This is a genomic window from Pseudomonas sp. TWR2-1-1, assembly GCF_049897045.1.
Taxonomy (GTDB): domain Bacteria; phylum Pseudomonadota; class Gammaproteobacteria; order Pseudomonadales; family Pseudomonadaceae; genus Aquipseudomonas; species Aquipseudomonas versuta.
Map to the genome: position 1 here is coordinate 409,319 of NZ_JAFCVM010000003.1, position 16,830 is coordinate 426,148.

12 protein-coding genes and 3 pseudogenes are annotated in these 16,830 nt (G+C 51.2%); 9 read left to right on the forward strand and 6 right to left on the reverse strand.

The genetic code is table 11. The annotated features are described in order from the left end of the window. The first annotated feature begins 303 nt into the window (after nt 1–303). From ACP7BO_RS10050 to ACP7BO_RS10060, 3 genes and pseudogenes are all read left to right on the forward strand, one after another. Nucleotides 304–495 carry a hypothetical protein gene (locus ACP7BO_RS10050; RefSeq protein WP_426210010.1) on the forward strand — a complete coding sequence of 64 codons (192 nt, stop codon included), beginning with the start codon at nt 304–306 and terminating at the stop codon, nt 493–495. Between the two features lie 188 nt (nt 496–683). Next, a pseudogene (locus ACP7BO_RS10055) lies at nt 684–1,016 on the forward strand (site-specific integrase); the annotation flags it as partial. Between the two features lie 311 nt (nt 1,017–1,327). Next, nucleotides 1,328–1,510: pseudogene (locus tag ACP7BO_RS10060) on the forward strand (hypothetical protein); the annotation flags it as partial. 65 nt (nt 1,511–1,575) lie between these two features. Here ACP7BO_RS10060 and ACP7BO_RS10065 read toward each other — a convergent pair. The 3 genes from ACP7BO_RS10065 to ACP7BO_RS10075 form a co-directional block, all read right to left on the reverse strand. Beyond that, complete coding sequence (locus ACP7BO_RS10065) at nt 1,576–2,391, reverse strand: hypothetical protein (protein ID WP_426210012.1); 816 nt, start codon at nt 2,389–2,391, stop codon at nt 1,576–1,578. A gap of 539 nt (nt 2,392–2,930) precedes the next feature. Beyond that, nucleotides 2,931–3,749, reverse strand: a complete 819-nt coding sequence (locus ACP7BO_RS10070; RefSeq protein WP_426210014.1) for a hypothetical protein — start codon at nt 3,747–3,749, stop codon at nt 2,931–2,933. A gap of 97 nt (nt 3,750–3,846) precedes the next feature. Continuing rightward, on the reverse strand, nt 3,847–7,530 hold the full coding sequence (locus ACP7BO_RS10075; RefSeq protein WP_426210016.1) for a hypothetical protein: 3,684 nt from the start codon (nt 7,528–7,530) through the stop codon (nt 3,847–3,849). A 712-nt stretch (nt 7,531–8,242) separates the two neighbouring features. Here ACP7BO_RS10075 and ACP7BO_RS10080 point away from each other — a divergent pair. From ACP7BO_RS10080 to ACP7BO_RS10105, 6 genes and pseudogenes are all read left to right on the forward strand, one after another. After that, on the forward strand, nt 8,243–9,253 hold the full coding sequence (locus ACP7BO_RS10080; RefSeq protein WP_426210018.1) for an amidohydrolase family protein: 1,011 nt from the start codon (nt 8,243–8,245) through the stop codon (nt 9,251–9,253). 294 nt (nt 9,254–9,547) lie between these two features. Beyond that, nucleotides 9,548–10,513, forward strand: coding sequence for an endonuclease (locus ACP7BO_RS10085; RefSeq protein ID WP_426210020.1), 966 nt, complete (start codon nt 9,548–9,550; stop codon nt 10,511–10,513). 290 nt (nt 10,514–10,803) lie between these two features. Continuing rightward, the gene (locus tag ACP7BO_RS10090) at nt 10,804–12,342 is read left to right on the forward strand and encodes a cryptochrome/photolyase family protein (protein WP_426210022.1); all 1,539 of its coding nucleotides are present in this window, start codon (nt 10,804–10,806) and stop codon (nt 12,340–12,342) included. Further along, nucleotides 12,339–12,479: a DUF2256 domain-containing protein gene (locus tag ACP7BO_RS10095; protein WP_073510173.1), complete on the forward strand. Its 141-nt coding sequence runs from the start codon at nt 12,339–12,341 to the stop codon at nt 12,477–12,479. The genes ACP7BO_RS10090 and ACP7BO_RS10095 overlap by 4 nt, the downstream gene beginning before the upstream one ends. Nucleotides 12,480–12,551: 72 nt before the next feature. Continuing rightward, nucleotides 12,552–12,959 (forward strand): annotated as a pseudogene (locus tag ACP7BO_RS10100) (thiol-disulfide oxidoreductase DCC family protein); the annotation flags it as partial. 21 nt (nt 12,960–12,980) lie between these two features. Then, on the forward strand, nt 12,981–13,427 hold the full coding sequence (locus ACP7BO_RS10105) for a thiol-disulfide oxidoreductase DCC family protein (protein WP_426210364.1): 447 nt from the start codon (nt 12,981–12,983) through the stop codon (nt 13,425–13,427). Nucleotides 13,428–13,526: 99 nt separating this feature from the next. Here the strand turns inward: ACP7BO_RS10105 and ACP7BO_RS10110 are convergent, their stop codons facing one another. From ACP7BO_RS10110 to ACP7BO_RS10120, 3 genes are all read right to left on the reverse strand, one after another. Beyond that, the gene (locus tag ACP7BO_RS10110) at nt 13,527–14,306 is read right to left on the reverse strand and encodes an EAL domain-containing protein (RefSeq protein WP_426210024.1); all 780 of its coding nucleotides are present in this window, start codon (nt 14,304–14,306) and stop codon (nt 13,527–13,529) included. Nucleotides 14,307–14,492: 186 nt separating this feature from the next. Beyond that, nucleotides 14,493–15,119 (reverse strand): dTMP kinase, encoded by a 627-nt coding sequence (locus ACP7BO_RS10115; protein WP_426210026.1) that lies wholly within the window; start codon nt 15,117–15,119, stop codon nt 14,493–14,495. A gap of 67 nt (nt 15,120–15,186) precedes the next feature. Continuing rightward, nucleotides 15,187–16,818: a diguanylate cyclase domain-containing protein gene (locus tag ACP7BO_RS10120; protein ID WP_426210028.1), complete on the reverse strand. Its 1,632-nt coding sequence runs from the start codon at nt 16,816–16,818 to the stop codon at nt 15,187–15,189. Nucleotides 16,819–16,830 lie beyond the last annotated feature (12 nt).

A 16,830-nucleotide genomic window follows, 5' to 3' on the forward strand; every position in this document is an offset into this window, starting at 1 on the left:
CTGGCCATGAGTCCCGAAGATCCACGGCTGACATGTTTGCAAGAATCAGCCCATGGCACCGGGATGAAAACCATCGCAGATGCGCCACTGAGGCTGGCTGCCAGCGCGGGTTTAATGATTGGTGGATTGGCTTTCAATGCTGATGGTTATCAGTGTTGGAAATGACGGCGAACGTTTAACTATTGAGTCCCGGAAAATAGCTTTGACAATCTGTGCTGACGAAATGCAATCCAGCCATAGAATTTCAGAGACGGGATATACAGCGCTAAGCCGGGAACTTCAGATTACGCGGCGACACATCAGATGATGGTGTTGCTTGCGAACCATGGCGGCAAATCGGGTGGATGGAAATGCGCTGGATGCAGCGCGAACTGGTCCAACAGTTGCGGACTGATTGTTGCCGCTGATGGCCAAGGTCAGTGCCTGGTGATTGCACAACAAAATGCATACGAGCACTGGAATGGAAAATCCATCAATGCGGCTATTGAAATCTGACCTCCACTGACCCTGAATCCCTAATACGTAGATTCGCATAATGTATATTATGTTAAACCAGATGCCATGTTAGAAATGTTCATGAGGTTCATAAGGTACTGATTCGACAAACTCGCTTCTGACGTCCAATCTCTCAACGGGCCATGTACTTTGTGTTCATGGTGAGTCATTGAATGAGGTGGCTGCCAATGAAGCTGATTCAGTGTCGTTTCTCGTCAGGTCAGCGCGTGCCACTGCTTGTGCAGGATGGTCTGGCGGCGCCATTGCCCAAGCTAGTGCCATTCATCTACGTCCAGCTCAAGCTCAGACATCGTGCATACAACACTGCCTCAGCGCACCTGCGTGCGATCCAGGCTTTCTACACCTATGCTAAAAGCCGGGAGCTGGATATCGATGAGGCCATCCTGGCCTGCCACTTTGAAGCGATTCTGGCATTACTGGACGGTTACGCCATCTGGCTCCAAAGCGGCCGTCAGGCCGATAATCTGGTCGCCCGAATCGGCATAGCTAAAATGCTTTTGGTTGCATATCCCGTGCTAGCATCCAATCTGATGCACAGTTCGAAGGCCATAACGATGAATCAACACTCCCAGTCGGCAAGTAGTCTCGCTGAAATTATGGACGGTAAGCAGAAACGCCCCGATGCGTTAATGCTTGCTGTTAGCCTCGCCTCACCGTTCGAACTTGAAGGGCCTGCCCAGCGCCTAAAAGAGGCGCTGCAAAAGCCAGACATTGAACACCACCGTCAACGCATTCCCCCTCCAGCGTTTGCCCGATAATCTATGCTGAGTGCCTCCTGGACGGCCTTTGCCCGTCTGGTTGCTTATCTATGAGCGAGGAAGGCGTCAGCATCGCTCTGGACGGTCCGCCTTGTCTGGGCAAAAAACCGGAACAGGCCCTGCAACAGCTGCACGACCTGCTAGGTCAATTGGGTGCCACGCAGTACTACGCCACGACCATCAAACTGGATGCGCCGCAGGCGTACTTCACCCCTAACTTGCAACTCAAAACCTTGTATATAGGATCAACGCATATGATCCCTAATAATAACTGTTAACACCATTTAGGCGATCGAATAGATCATAGAGCCTCTATGACTTCAACTGGGGATAACACCTTGGTCCGCACCCCTAGAAACTCATAAGCAGCTTTGCATTTCTCGCGAGACTTTTCATCTTCTATCACGTACAAATCAAAGTAAGACGCATAAACCGCATGGCTAATATCGTGCATCTCCGAACGGTATTTTTTTACGGGATCTGGATAATACCTTTCCCGAATCAAACATTTTATAACTGACTCTATCATTGCTTGAACGGCGTCATGATTACTTTTCAAAAGTTCGATACAATCCTTGGGGTCGAAAACATCAACAAATGGTGACTGCTTTAAAACTCCTGTCACTCTTTCTGCATAAGCACGACCATTATGAAATATCCCAGAATACTCAGAGAGGATGCTTCGCTTTACAGTGTCTTGTTGTAAGATTTGTTGGGGGTTGTAACGATTTACGGTACCAGGCACCCGACCATTCGCTTCTTGATTAGCGTTAGTTGAAAATGATTTTTGCCCACTTTCGGCAATGTTATTAAGTAATTCATAATCCTTCGTAACTCTTTTGTAGCACTGCCTAGGATTTTCTTTATATATAAAGACGCCAAACCTACCTTCAGAGTGTATTTCACGTAAACCTTTTCGAGAGTTTGGAAGTATTTCGAAATTTTTCGTAAGTTGAGATAGTGCCCTCATCTCTTCCATAACAATCTTTTCAGGAAGAGCACTCCTTTGCACAGGAACGGCTAACTCTTCAATATGAGCAGGGCTGTATACCGGTTGACGACCAGTGTCCAATAGTCTTTTAATTGCAGCGGTAGCTGTGGGTTTTTTTTCAACCATTCGACTATCAATCCGTGATCGCAGTAAATAAAATTCATCTATTCCCCCTCCAAAAAAATCATTAGCTATCCAAGGTACGATTAAGTCTCTCGAAACCAAAATCAAAAAAAGAGTCGCAAGATAGATCTATTCATTGAGAGCTCAAGAAATTTCAGAGCGATGTGACACGATTACATACGCAAATCTAAATTTCCTTGAATCTAGCTCGAAACCGTATGTTTCTAATCATCTATCTGTATTCATGCCGCTATTTGTCTTCACTTAGCTTAATCGGCCACATTCAGAATAATAGCACAATGCTATCACGCAGCGTCGCCACGTAATACTCTTTTTCCGCGTTACGCGAAAAACCTCTATAAAGCTCCAGAAGCATAAGAGAACTACCATTTACGATGCGCTTCGGGACAATTCCGGTTTCTGCGGTTCGACTGGGCGACCACTCTCCTGCGCAGACGTGGTCGACTACAATTGTTGAATGATAGTATTTCTATTGACTGAATATTATAGCGCTCTTCTTGAAGCTTGCGGCGCGTCGCTGTTTAGTTACTATCAAATTTATCCAAAGATTTATTTTTTTCGACAAAGGCCGCGTACGCAAGCCAGACCTCCCTCCCTGTGAATACGTTCCTTTTCCAGAATTTTAGATCAATCAAGACTTTAGAACTAAAGAACCAATACTTTAGCTGCCCTAATTTCCCTGCCGTGTACGCATAGCGGTTGGCAGCATCCATAGTCGCCTCCTGTTTGACTGTATGAATGAATTCTAAATTGTAGATTTCGCCCCACTTTTCGACGTCACCTTGCGCCCGCCCTATCAAAGGTAACAGATTATCCATCGGGGTAAATTTCTGACCTGTTATGGGAAGTGATGGAAGCGGCGCCCCATCAGCCCTCTCAGCGTGAAGTATTCTTACTTGGTAATTATTATAAGGCCGGCGAACACTACGACCATCATCTGCCCACTTCAAATCTCGAAGAGGAATGCTCGGTAGCGCGGTTTGAACCATGACGTCGCCTACATCATACAGAGTTACAACATCCTGATACCGCGTAGTATTAGCGAACGCTGTTACACACAACACAATTTTGTTGAATTCGGCACCATCATACGAGGATACTCTTAACGCAGGGCTTGTAAGCTTTCGTCTTAAGAAATAGGTTTGCCAAATCACATCGCAATTAATCCCGCATGAGAATTTCTCAGGTTTTTCTACCTTTAGCATTCGATAGATGTGGTGCTCGGTTGAAGCCTTATACGCCTCTTCAAAAAGAATTCTCTCGGCGAGCTCAAGTGCAGGCTTAAAGACCCGAACCACTACGGACTTGACAGCACCTGATAAAATAGAAACTACTTCCATGACACAGCCTGCCTAATAATAAAATAAAAGCTATCGTATCAGCGATACTAATCTACAGTGCAATCAAAAGAGAAAGCGAATAACCTCTAACGTCACCTTATCGCAATGCAGCACGCTCCATAAGGGCTAAGCGATTGCATAAAACGTCATGCATCAGATCCGTCATAGTTCCGCGTAGACCGGCTGATAAATCAGAAGCTACTCTTACGTCCACTTCATTTTCAAGCTCATTCTGAAAGCGACTGAATACACGACCAAGAGAACCTGCGGCGTCGATAAGCACATCATCTATAGTGTTTTCTAGTTTCGTCGCAATGCACTCCATACTGTGTCGGCATCGTTCCATCATGTTAGTTACAAATTCGAGCTCTTTGGCATTCATGTCACGTCCTGATTCTGCGCAAGCTGCCGACATAGCACTGATGGCATCCAGTGCATCATCATAGAGTCTCAAATCATCATCAACTATCGGAGGGTACGGTAAGCTATCTTTCCAATTGTCAGCGAACGTAGCATCAGGAAATAACGAAAGTATGAAGGTCATGCCCATAGGAGATAAGCATCCATTGATTACCGCTCCATAGCTAATCGTTGCGTGGTGCGGCAGTGCAGCTGCCATTGCGGAGAAAGACTCTTCCGTGGTTAACCAATCAAGAAGCGCCTCTACCTTCAAGAGAACAGCAAACTCAGCATCAGGCCATTGAGCTCCACTGCTTTTAGGCTGTCTACGCGAATACACTTCGACGTCAAACCCTTTGTCCGCCATAGCGAGCCGCATCTGTTCTCGGCGAGCGGATGTCAATGAATCAGCCCTTTGAAACGCATCTTCCGCAGCGCGACGTAGAACTGAGTGGCGACGACTCATCGTACGGAAGCGGCTTGCAGAAACAAGGCGCTGATCCGGATTCATAGCAGCGTCGGCAAGTACCGCGCGTATCTGCCGAAGCGTCTCGGCTATTTGAACCAACATTTCTAGGGGAGGCTCGCTGGTCATGCGCCATAACTCTGGGCGAAGTAATAACTCCGCATCGCGCACTAAGCTAGCTGTCCGGGCAGCCATAAGGTTCGGCTTTTCCGAAACTCCGTCAGTGAGTTCGGTCATCAGTCGCTGCAAACCGGTAACAAAGTCATGAAGTTTGTCACTATCACTCGACTTACCTGGTGATAGAGGTCCAGCGATTGATTCACTAACACTCGGAGGTTGAATGAACGTTGTTAGCCAGTCTCGAATCTGCAGAAACATTTTCCACTTCGCTCCCGGGGTTTCCATCCGACAGTAGAAATCCCCCGCCTCCCTCAGCTTGACTCCAAGTTCATTGATAGCAACAGCTAACTCCGTTGTGCGCTGGGTCTCGGTGGGCGCAGCTACCAATCGGTTGATCGCTCGAATTTGAGCCTGGTTCCAGGCAATTCGTTTCGGGGCTATGACTGCATGGCGAGGCATCCGTTTGGTGTTATGAGAGTGCGCACCATACCCTACGGGATGGCCGTCGCAGAAAATCGCGTCTGAAATAAGGAGCTCGGCATCAGGCACCACAGCGCTCATGGCCGTGCATAAACGTACGACCTCCTCATTCAGATCTGACTGAACCTCAGAATGAACGAAACGAACGTACCCAGTCACACTGAGCTTGCCATCAAACTCCCCGATTTCAGGGCAAGTTACCCAAGGTGTCTCACTGTACAAGCGATTTATTAGAGCGGACGTGCCTCCGCACATCTCAATTACAGCTCGTGCAGCATCTAAATCTACTTCTCTTAAAGTGATTAGAAGAGCTAGAAGCTCTTCCAAGGAGGTATTAGTCAAGTCTCCACTTGGAATGCACTTGATAGACGGCGGTGATTTGCAACCGACAATTGGTAATAAAGTCGCTGCCAGCTCGGCTGCCTCGCTAACACTTAATTGGGCAGGCCAAGCGCTTGCTGCCATTTTGATCAAAGTATTACGAAGATCTACGACATCGACTTTCGAGAAGGAGTCATGCGCTATCTTCGGTTTGGCGAACAACGGTTCGTCGCCGAAATCCACGCTCGCGAGAGTGAACATAAAAGTGAACCCGCTTAAGCGGTCATCAATATCTACTGAACGAGAAATTTCCAACCATTTTTCTGCAACTCGATCCGCGGTTGCGAGTCCGAGGCCATGAAGAACTGGCGTCCAGCACCGCCCGTCTTCTGTCTTTAGCCGAGCGACGAGCCCCTCCAAAATGGCTTTTTCCTCTTCAGGCCATCGTCGCAGCACCCGAACGATGAACGCCGCGAAAGTATCGCTCGCAAGGGTTTCAGCTGCCGCTGTGACTGCCCGACTTCTAGCTTCACCGAGAAGCTCACGGATGGCTACGTCAAGATATGTCGAGCGGATCTCGTGCAGCCCCATGAGTGCCCCATCAGGCCTGGCACGCACCGCATGCTCATCGACCAGTCGCTGAAGCAACTTTGCAAAGCGAGGCTCATCCATTCCAGAAAGTATTCGAAGCCGAACTGGGTCTACAGCTGCCCCTTGAGCAGCAGCGAAGGAGATGGTCCTTAGAATCATCAGCTCATCGCCCCGGTCTTCAGCAAGACGACGACGCACCTGCTCACGAATCGTCTCCTCTAGCCGCTCCCCGGCAGTTAGTAAGTGGGTGTACTCGAGAAGCAAACCGTTACTTAGCTCAAATGGCTCTTGCCAGTGACTGAAAACCACTGAGCCGGACGTTTGCAGAGCTTTCCATATTCCGAATGCCAGACTCTCATCCAGCTTGGGCCGGATCGTCGGAGTACGAGCCGCGGATGACAAAAGAAAGATGTCCTCCTCTCTCACCGTTCCAATGGCAAGCAGACCTGCCTGAGCCTCTACCTCCCGAACGAGCGAGTCCCAACCCGACGTCTCCTGCCGGCCCACATCGTCAACAACGAAGCCTACGGGGCGCGCAGGACTCGCTTCTAATAGTTTGGCGAGCTGAATGAGTTTTGCTACGTCGGAAACCTGCAACTCCCGAATGCGGTACCAACGCACTGCATGCCGCGTATGGTGAGCGGACAACCAGGCAAGAGCTGATTTTCCCGCACCAGAAGGTCCCGCGATCAAAGCAAATCGCTTTGCCTCAAGGCCGGTTAAAATGTCTGCCATCAACTCCGGTCTAGCGAATACTAGACCAGCACCAACGTGCCCCGGAACTACGTTGACACCTCGATAGAAGGCACCAGATGGCATCGGTTCGCTGAAGTTTGCAATCTCAGCTAGGCCAGCAGTCAAAGCAACGTAGCCGATAGGATCAATAATCCCTTGAACTCCATCGATACGCATCTGTACATCGCTGCGACCCAACGTATCTGGCTTGTCGCTCGATGCTAAGTAGTTGGAATCAGATGCTTTCCCAGCCTGTTCGCGAAGTTGTTGGAGAACCAGCCGCACACCCGCAGGCGTTAGTGATGTACTGGAGAGAGCAGTGCAGCCACGATCTAGCGGGTCGGGCTCAATCACCAAGTGGGTGCGCGCTAGTAAAGCCTCGACGATACCACTCTCGGGTTGCCCTAATGCCTCTGCCAAAAGCTTTTCGAATTTCGTCAGAACTTGGCCACTTTCCGCAAGCGTTACGATCCAACCTGTAGGTTGAATACCCTCAAGCGGTCGTTCTAGCACCAGTGCTAGTCTCACCCGATTGGATTCACGCCAGTCGAGCGGGAGATCCTTAGCGCTTTTGGCAAGGTGTTTTGCCGTCTCAGATTGGGAGAAGACACCCTGAGGATCATGCCTGGCCTTGAGCTGGGCTCTAAACTCAAGCTCAGGTCCGTGCAAGGTAAGGTCGTCGACACCTTCCGGAATGAGCCGCGTCCAAGAGGCTTCGCCACTCCACGCCAATGAGGCAAGCCAAGCAGTTACTGCGTCTTGATACCGAAAACCTCGACCAGCCCGTGCACCTGATCGAGTCATACTCCAAAGCTCAGGGTCAATTAGCAACTGCCGAGTTAACCCAGGAAATTCCATTTTTTGGCGTCTCTTTCAATTTTGCTGCTGAGCTTAATTGAGTTTGCTTCAAAGGTGAAAAACAGATCTCCGGCTTGATTGGATCGCTCAATGTGTAACAAATTATTTGCAACAGGGTGCGGACTAAGACGAGCAACATCGATTTTTCATTCGAGGCGACGAATTAAACTCACAGGCCTAAGAAAAGCGGGTGTCAAAGGTATGAACTGAAACGCAACACACAGCGAAACGACCTGCTCTGTTAAATCGCGTAATAAGACAGATAGGTTCATAAGCTGTTCATTGCCACTAGTTCGCGGTCGCGCTTCCATAAAAGACCGTTTCCCATGAAATCAGCTCCTTGCTCTCCCATCCTCACACTTTTCTGACCAGCATCAGTGAGCATCAATACGTGGGGCGACTATAGTTCGGCTCAGCGAACGGTCGTTGTCCGCGCATTACTGGAAAAGCTATCAAGAACACAATTGCTTTCAATCACCTTGCAAGCAAATGAAACCACTGCTTGATTCAAAGGAGACAACCTATGACTTTGCCCGATGATGCTGTCGAAGACTCACGCCCCGCAGGCGCCAACGTAAAGATGCGGCGCATTGACGTGCACGCTCACTACCTGCCCGATCGTTATCGCAAGGAAGCTATTGAAGCTGGACACTCGAAGCCTGACGGTATGCCTGCGCTACCTGACTGGAGCGTGTCGAAGGCGCTGGATACAATGGATCGTTGCGGCATTGCCACAGCAATGTTGTCAATCTCATCACCCGGCGTGCATTTTGGCGATGATGCTAAAGCACGTTCGCTGTGCAGAGCCGTCAACGAAGAAGGCGCGCAGGTGGTACGCGATCATCCAGCCAGATTCGGATTGTTCGCCTCGCTGCCGTTACCGGATATCGACGGTGCGCTGCGTGAGCTCGAATACGCCATGGACGTTCTGAACGCAGACGGTATCGTCATCGAGAGCAATCTGCATGGTATATATCCAGGTGACGAACGCCTCGATCCGATCTTCGCCGAACTCAACCGTCGCAAAGCGGTGCTGTTTATCCATCCGACTTCGCCGAACTGCCCCTGCTGTCATAGCCTGACCATGGGTTATCCCGCGCCGATGATCGAATTCATGTTCGAGACCAGCCGAGCGGTCACCAATATGATTCTCAAAGGCACACTGGATAAATTTCCCAACATCCGCCTGATCATCCCGCACGCCGGCGCCACAATGCCGCTGTTGATCGACCGAATCATTGAAGCCTCGCCGGTGATCGGTTTGCCAGAGCCGCTGGATTCCGAGCATGTGTTCGGGCTGCTGCGCAAGCTGCATTTCGACCTGGCAGGTTTCCCTGTACCGCGTCAGTTGGAATTGCTGTTGCAAATCGCCGATCCGGCCAGGTTGCTTTACGGCAGCGATTGGCCCTTTACGCCGGAAGCAGCCGTGTTGAAACTCGCCGAAACACTCGACAACACACCGCTGCTCAAGCCTGCCCTGCGGCAAAGAATCCTGCATGACAATGCGCTCGCACTGTTTCCACGATTGTCCTGACAGAAACTCAGTGGCTGCTTAGCGTTGCCTACCTAAACTGAGAAATGGAGTGATGCGCCCGCTTTACGCCATGAGACCTGCATACGCTCATCGACACATGACTCCTAGGAGGAAGGATGGACGCCCGCAGGGCCGAGATACGGCGAGACATGGGCGCTCGGTTCACGACAACCTGACCGCACACAGCGGCTCCCCTACTTTCTCATGATGTGAGCGACTTCAATATGCCCTCTTCATCGGCAACCATGGAGTCATGCGTATACTGCGCATCTTCTCAATTGCTTAAGCTTTCCAATGAAAAAACTGCTTTGCGTAGTAGCGCTGACCCTCTCAGTAATCACCCCCGCCTTCTCAAGCCCTCCATCGTCCTTTTCCGAAGCTAAGGTCATCGCAAAACAGAAAATCTACCTCGACCAGGCGAACAGCTCCATGGGCGAGCTGTATTGTGGCTGCAAATGGACATGGGTAGGTAAGTCGGGTGGCCGGATTGATGCTGAGTCCTGCGGCTATCAAACCAGGAAACAACAGAGCCGCGCGCAACGGACTGAATGGGAACACATAGTGCCGGCCTGGACATTCGGTAACCAACGTCAATGTTGGCAGAAGGGAGGTCGAGAGCATTGCGTCGATGATGATCCGGTATTCCGAGCCATGGAAGCTGATCTGTTCAACCTATACCCATCAGTTGGTGAGGTGAATGGCGACCGCAGCAATTTCAATTACGGGATGGCTTCCGGGGTAGCGCCGCAGTATGGGCAATGCAAGACGCGTGTCGATTTCACTCAACGCGCCGCGGAGCCGCGTGACGAGGTCAAAGGGCTGGTCGCGAGGACAACCTTTTATATGTTCGACAGATACAAACTGAGCATGTCACGTCAGCAACAACAGTTACTGATGGCTTGGGACAAGCAGTACCCGGTTTCGTCTTGGGAGAAAGAGCGCGATCGACGCATTGCAGCAATCATGGGGCACTCCAATCCATTTGTAACTGGCGAGCGTCGATGGTTGCAAGGGTATAAGGCGGTCGGTGATGGGGTAGTTAGCGCCATTCCTGTTAATCCTCCGCCAGTAGCAACCCTGCCAAACTTGGCAAGCGCGACCGGACTCGGCCCGATCATTGGCAACCGAAAGAGTCAGGTCTATCACCTCTCTATGGGGTGCCCTAGTTATAGTCAGGTGTCCGAAAAGAATCAGGTTTCCTTCACGTCAGAATCTGAAGCGCAGGCGGCGGGATATCGCAAGGCCGGCAACTGTAAATGAAACCCTGTCTGCCCTGCCCCGACCAAAGCTTCATTGCAGCCTTCTTCAGCCAATGGCTGTGCGCTCAAAATCTCGTCAGCTCGTCGTTTCCAGAGCGCCTCGTAGTCGTAGGACGATGTCGTTGCCTAAGGTGAGCTTACCTCTGGTATCAAAATCCCTTATACGGGACAGGTTTGCTGACAGCAGAAAAACACTGACGTTACCCCTCAAACGGGCTAACAATTACCTGTGCAATACTATTTATGTGTATAGGTTTTGTTGCTCGATTTCGAAATCACTGGACTCTGTTGATGAACATGACCCGCCGGCTACTCCTCGTCCTGGGTGACCAGCTATCTTTCAATCTCGCCTCATTGCATGGACTGGATCCCCAAAGCGATACGGTGCTGTTGGCCGAGGTGATGGAGGAAGCCAGCCATGTCCCTCACCATCCGCAAAAAATCACCCTGATTTTTAGCGCAATGCGCCATTTCGCAGAGGCTCTGCAGCAGCGTGGAATTCGTGTGCAATACGTCAGGCTCGATGATCCAGAAAATACTGGATCGTTGCCGAGCGAGTTACGGCGTTGGCAGGCACTCATGCAACCAGATGAAATACACATCACAGAGTGCGGAGACTGGCGCCTGGAGCAGTCACTCAAGGACTGTGGCCTAGCGATCCAGTGGCATTGCGATAGTCGTTTTCTCTGCACACGCACAGAGTTCTCCAGCTGGGCGAAAGGCAAGAAGCAGCTGCGCATGGAGTTCTTTTACCGTGAGATGCGTCGCAAGAGCCGATTACTACTTAATGGTGACGGCAGCCCCGTAGGAGGCGCTTGGAACTTTGATGCGGAAAATCGCAAAGCCCTGCCCAAGGGCGTGAGGCCCCCGGCCCCCGCCCGATTTACGCCAGACGCCATAACCCAGGATGTCCTTGCGTTGGTTGCCAAACACTTCACCAGCCACTATGGCGCCCTCGACACATTCGACTACCCGGTGACCCACTCAGACGCCCGGGCCCTGTGGGAATACTTCCTCGACTGGGGCCTTGCGGCGTTCGGTGACTACCAAGACGCAATGGCCAGCGAAGAGCCTTTTCTGTTTCATGCAAGGATCAGCGCCGCGCTCAATATTGGCCTCCTGGACCTTCGTCAGCTTTGCAGCGATGTGGAGTCAGCCTACTGGTCTGGCAGCGTTGCACTGAACGCGGCCGAAGGCTTCATTCGTCAACTGATCGGCTGGCGAGAATACGTCCGAGGCGTCTACTGGCTGAAGATGCCTGAATATGCCGACGGAAATGAATTCAGCAACACAAGGTCGCTTCCAGAGTTCTACTGGACAGGCGAAACGAAGATGAACTGCATGCGCCAGGCCATCAACCAAAGCCTTAAGCACGCCTACGCCCATCACATCCAACGGCTAATGGTTACCGGCAATTTCGCTCTGCTCGCAGGTATCGCACCGAGTCTAATATGTGAGTGGTACCTGGCCATCTACATGGACGCGTTCGACTGGGTGGAGTTGCCCAACACACTTGGTATGGTCATGCATGCAGACGGCGGCTACATGGGGTCCAAGCCTTACTGTGCGAGCGGCCAGTACATCAAACGCATGTCCGATTATTGTCGTGGCTGCGCGTACAAGGTGAGCGAAAGCACCACAGATGACGCCTGCCCTTTCAACGCTCTGTATTGGCACTTCCTGATACGTCACAGCGAGCGCCTGCGCAGCAATCACCGTATGGGCATGCTGTATAAAAACCTCGACCGAATGCCTGAATCAAAGCAGCAAGCGCTCTGGCAACGTGGTCAATTGTTGCTCGCTAAATTAGATAACGGTGAGTCATTTTGAAAAAGAGTGAACTCCCGGTCAAAACTTGCATGACCTGCGGCCTTCCCTTCCTATGGAGGAAGAAATGGGCGCGCAGCTGGGAGGAAGTCCGTTATTGTTCCGAGCGCTGCCGGCGTAGCAAACCTGCCAAGTGCTGAGCCAGAAAAGGGCTATTTACTTAGTCCGGGCTCGCGATTGGCTTCCTGCAGATAAAGTGGAGAGAACGGCTAATGTACAAGAAAGTGAATTGGCCGCTGACGCTGTATTTTGACGGTGAATGCCCTCTGTGTGCGCGCGAAATCAAGTTCCTGCAAGGGCGGGCCGCAAAGGAACGACTGCTGTTTGTGGACATCAGCAGCGGTGCATTCGACGCCGGGGCACTCGGGTTGACGTTCGAGCAGATGCAGTTCTCGCTGCACGCCCGTTTCGCTGATGGGCGCTGGTTAACCGGCCTGGATGCCACCCTGTGGAGCTGGCGTGCCGCCGGCCTGGGTTTCTGGGCTACGCCATTGACGTGGAGGGTGTTGCGCCCGCCGCTTGAATTCGGTTATCGCCTTTTCTGCCGCTTACGTCCCCATTTGGCGTGGTTACCTCACCCAGAGGGTGCCCGTCGCTGTTTCGATAACCGTTGTGAGGTCCCCGCAGTCCACGTTGAAAAGCTGACAGTGGAAACCGGATCCCCTGCCCCGTTCCTGAAATCGGGCGACACAGCAGTGCTCTTCGACGGCACCTGCAAGCTCTGCAACGGCTGGGCGCGATTCATTATCCACTATGACCATGCTTGTCGAATTCAGCTCGCTGCGGTTCAGTCGCCGGAAGGCCAAGAGCTGTTGAAGTGGAGCGGGCTACCTCTGGACGAGTTCAACACCATTGTTCTTATCTCAAACAATAAGGTGTCCATACGTTCTGAGGCGATGTTCGAGATTTTGAGTCGCCTGGATGCACCCTGGCGCTGGCTGAAAGCTGCTCGAGTCGTCCCGGCAGGAATGCGAGACTGGATGTACAACAAAATTGCCCTGAATCGTTACCGGCTTTTCGGACGATATGACTCCGTCCAGCTTCCGAGCGCCGATCATGACCGCCGCTTTTTGAAAGCAAATCGGTAAACATGGGCTCTGAATACTCCACCAGGCTCAGGTCGTCACACCTCTTTTTTATTGAGATCCTGATCCGTTTGAATATCGAAAACAGGGCAAGTCTCTGCGTCAGGAAAAATTCGCAAGTGGCAGTCGGGACGTATCAGGTCTGGCAAAGAGGTATCCCTGCATAAGATCAACCCCTAAACCGAGCAGTGCATCACGCTCCTCAGAAGTCTCAATGCCTTCGGCCACAATCGTTATATCCAAACGTTTTGCGAGTAACACGATGCCTTCAACAATTGCCGTTCTAACCGGATCTCTATCGATATTTCTGGTAAGTGCCATATCAATTTTCAGTACGTGCGGTTGAAACATTGCCAATAAATTCAGCCCTGAGTAACCCGAGCCGAAATCGTCGATAGAGGTAGTAAACCCTTGGCGCTCATACTCTTCGAAAATCCTCTTTAGATGCATAGGGTCATCGACACGCTCACCTTCGGTCACTTCAAACATTAGTTTCTCTGGAGGAAAGCCAAATAGCCTGGCCGCCTCTAGAGTGGCTCGAATGCAGGTCTCGGCTCGATACACAGCATTTGGCAAAAAATTGATGCTGAGCTTGCAGTCTGCAATGGTCAGTAGACCTAATTGCGTCGCTCTCTCGATGGCCTTGACTCGGCATGCTTGATCAAAGCGGTATCGGTTTTCATCATTGACCTGATCCAGAATGCTTGCCGCCGACTCCCCGTTCACTCCGCGTACAAGGGCTTCGTAGGCAAAGGTAGTGTGCGTTCTTACGTTAACGATTGGCTGGAACGCCATTATGAAATCGAACCCCAGCCCATCCAGATTTCGGCACTCTGCGCAGCCGACTGATACGAACGTTGAGCGTGCGATATTACGGGGCATGGCGGATCCTCCAGTTTTCAAGCAAGCGTAAAACTACAATCTTCGAGATTTCAGTGTGTTATCGGCACGGTTCCAGGTTTGCTGAAGGCACATGTTTATACCGTGCAAGGCAGTACTCAAACGCACCGCGCCCTATGTTTGCTCGCCAAAAGGCGTTTGAACGTACGCGCAAAGATGAATAGCGAGTCAGCTCCATCTGGTGCCTTGCAAGGCACTATAGATCTCGGAAACCACCTGCATCGTTGCGTCTTCGATCGCGCCTTCATTACGGCATAAAACCCAGCCGTGATCTGCAACCGCTTGCTCGAACGCCCGGCTACATGCGTCATGTTCTGCCAGGCTATGGATCACCGTACTGCCCAACCCGCGCGTGCGTGCCGCTGCCCTTGCCCATGAAACCTCAGGATCCGTAACCACCCCAACATGCAGGTCTGGCACTCGCACGTTTCGGTCAAGGTTCCACTGTAAAATCTCTGCAAACGGTACCAGCCGGCGAAACGCGGCATCAGACGGGTACCAGCGGTCGATCAGGATGATGCTGTCCGGTGGCTGTTTAGTCAGCACGTGCCGGGAGATCCAGCTTCGGCTATCCGCAAGGCGCTCACAAATCCGCAACTCCAGATCCCGGCCAGGATCTCTGGCGAACTGGTTAACCAGAGTCATTGTTTCGCCCCTGAAGGGATCGCTTTTTTTCTCGCAAAGCCGGATTACTTTTTTGTTGCCAGCCCTCAGTACTTTGGTAACGGCCTCCAACAATGTGGTCTTGCCGGTACCCTTGGGCCCATCCAGAGAAATAAACAACGGACAACTCACTCTTCAAATTCAGGGGTATAGCCGTTTACGAACGACTGCTCGGGTATCGTCGATGAACGGCAATCGTTTACACACGGCAGGCCATGTACCGACCACGCCCGGCTTTTTTGGCTTGGTACAAAACCCGATCAGCCGCTAAAAGAAGCTCATCCGAAGAGCTGTCCCCGCCGCCGAGGGCAATCCCGATCGAAACGCCCACCACACAAACTTCTCCTGCAATAAAAAAAGGAGCACTTAGTGCGTCAATGCATTTGGCCGCTATTGTGTGTGCGGTATCTTCTGCGTTATCGCCAAGCTCAGTTGCCACCACGATAAATTCATCGCCACCGATCCGCGCCAATGTATCGCTTTGCCGAATGATGCTGGAAAAACGCTTCGTGACCTGGCGCAAAACCTCGTCGCCGGCTTCATGCCCCAAGGTGTCATTTATATATTTAAAGCCGTCCAGATCCATGAATAACAACGCCACAACCGTGTGTTGTCTTTTTGCCAGCGCCAACACTTGTCGCAGCCGTGCAGCAAGATAGGCTCTATTGGGTAAGCCTGTGAGCGGGTCATGAAGAGCAATTCTTTTTAGTTCGGCCTGATTCTCATCCAGTTTGAGCAGCAAGCGATTGAATGCCGCAATCAAATGTCCAATTTCATCATTGTAAACAACAGGTATTGGCGCCAGCGGTATTTCATCCCGTGCCATGCGGTCAGCCTGGGCGACGGCATGAAACAGATGACGAAAGACAATATACAGCCCGGCCGATGACAGGATCGCGAATAAGAAAATTGCCGCCACTGCACCCTTAATCAAAAAGATCTGAACCCGACCTACTAATGAAAACGCTTCTTTGCTTGGTAAACTGGCGACAACAAACCAGCCCGTACTCGGTACAGATGCCATGGCCGATACGACTTCAACGCCTTCTGAGTTAATCGTCAGCCCCGCACCACGAAAGCCCGCGATGGCTCTGTCATACAGGGCGTTGATACCCGGGGCGGGTGTTGATTTAAGTGTCAGGCCAAGCGCTGAAAACGTGACCAGTACTTTATCTTTCGGTAAGACTATTTTTACCCAGCCCACGGGATTATCGACGTTTTTTTTAAGCAACAATTCCATAAAACCAGGCGCAGCCAGCGCGGTAAAGCCGACTAAAACAGCCTGCACTTTACCGGCCTCGTCAAGAATCGGTACCGATATGGGTAACGTCGGTTCCTGGGGGACACCACTCATTTCGGGACGCCCGACAAGCGAATGTCCCGCACGCCCTGCCTGAAAATAATCACGATCAGAATAATCAGCAATTGCCTGTCCCTGGTGGACGGGATAACCCGCGAGCAACTGCCCGTTCGGGCGGATGATGAATAATCCTGCAGAAAACAAGACCTGGTACTCGTAATGCTCTTTGAGCCAAGCATGCAACTTCGAAGGCTGGGCGATGAGATCAATGGGCAACGAAACGCCAAGATGCTGAATTAACGTCTGACGCTGGGTGATTTTTCTATCAACATCATGAGCGACATAAGTGGCAAGCGCTAACTGTTGCTTTTCCACAATTGCGCTCAATTCTTCATGCAGAAACTTGGTCAGCGCATACTCGCGCACGACAGCACCCAATATGACAATACACAACGCCACTAAAAGCAGTCGTGTGACAATGCTATTCAATATTTTTGAAGGTTTTAACGGCAAATAATATTTTTTAGGCATTTTGCCAGTGTA

What these genes read in the sequence shown, in the direction of transcription:
- ACP7BO_RS10050 (WP_426210010.1), top strand. Translation starts at nt 304, where the DNA reads ATGATGGTGTTGCTTGCGAACCATGGCGGCAAATCGGGTGGATGGAAA.
- ACP7BO_RS10065 (WP_426210012.1), bottom strand. Translation starts at nt 2,391, where the DNA reads ATGGTTGAAAAAAAACCCACAGCTACCGCTGCAATTAAAAGACTATTG.
- ACP7BO_RS10070 (WP_426210014.1), bottom strand. Translation starts at nt 3,749, where the DNA reads ATGGAAGTAGTTTCTATTTTATCAGGTGCTGTCAAGTCCGTAGTGGTT.
- ACP7BO_RS10080 (WP_426210018.1), top strand. Translation starts at nt 8,243, where the DNA reads ATGACTTTGCCCGATGATGCTGTCGAAGACTCACGCCCCGCAGGCGCC.
- ACP7BO_RS10085 (WP_426210020.1), top strand. Translation starts at nt 9,548, where the DNA reads ATGAAAAAACTGCTTTGCGTAGTAGCGCTGACCCTCTCAGTAATCACC.
- ACP7BO_RS10090 (WP_426210022.1), top strand. Translation starts at nt 10,804, where the DNA reads ATGAACATGACCCGCCGGCTACTCCTCGTCCTGGGTGACCAGCTATCT.
- ACP7BO_RS10110 (WP_426210024.1), bottom strand. Translation starts at nt 14,306, where the DNA reads ATGCCCCGTAATATCGCACGCTCAACGTTCGTATCAGTCGGCTGCGCA.
- ACP7BO_RS10120 (WP_426210028.1), bottom strand. Translation starts at nt 16,818, where the DNA reads ATGCCTAAAAAATATTATTTGCCGTTAAAACCTTCAAAAATATTGAAT.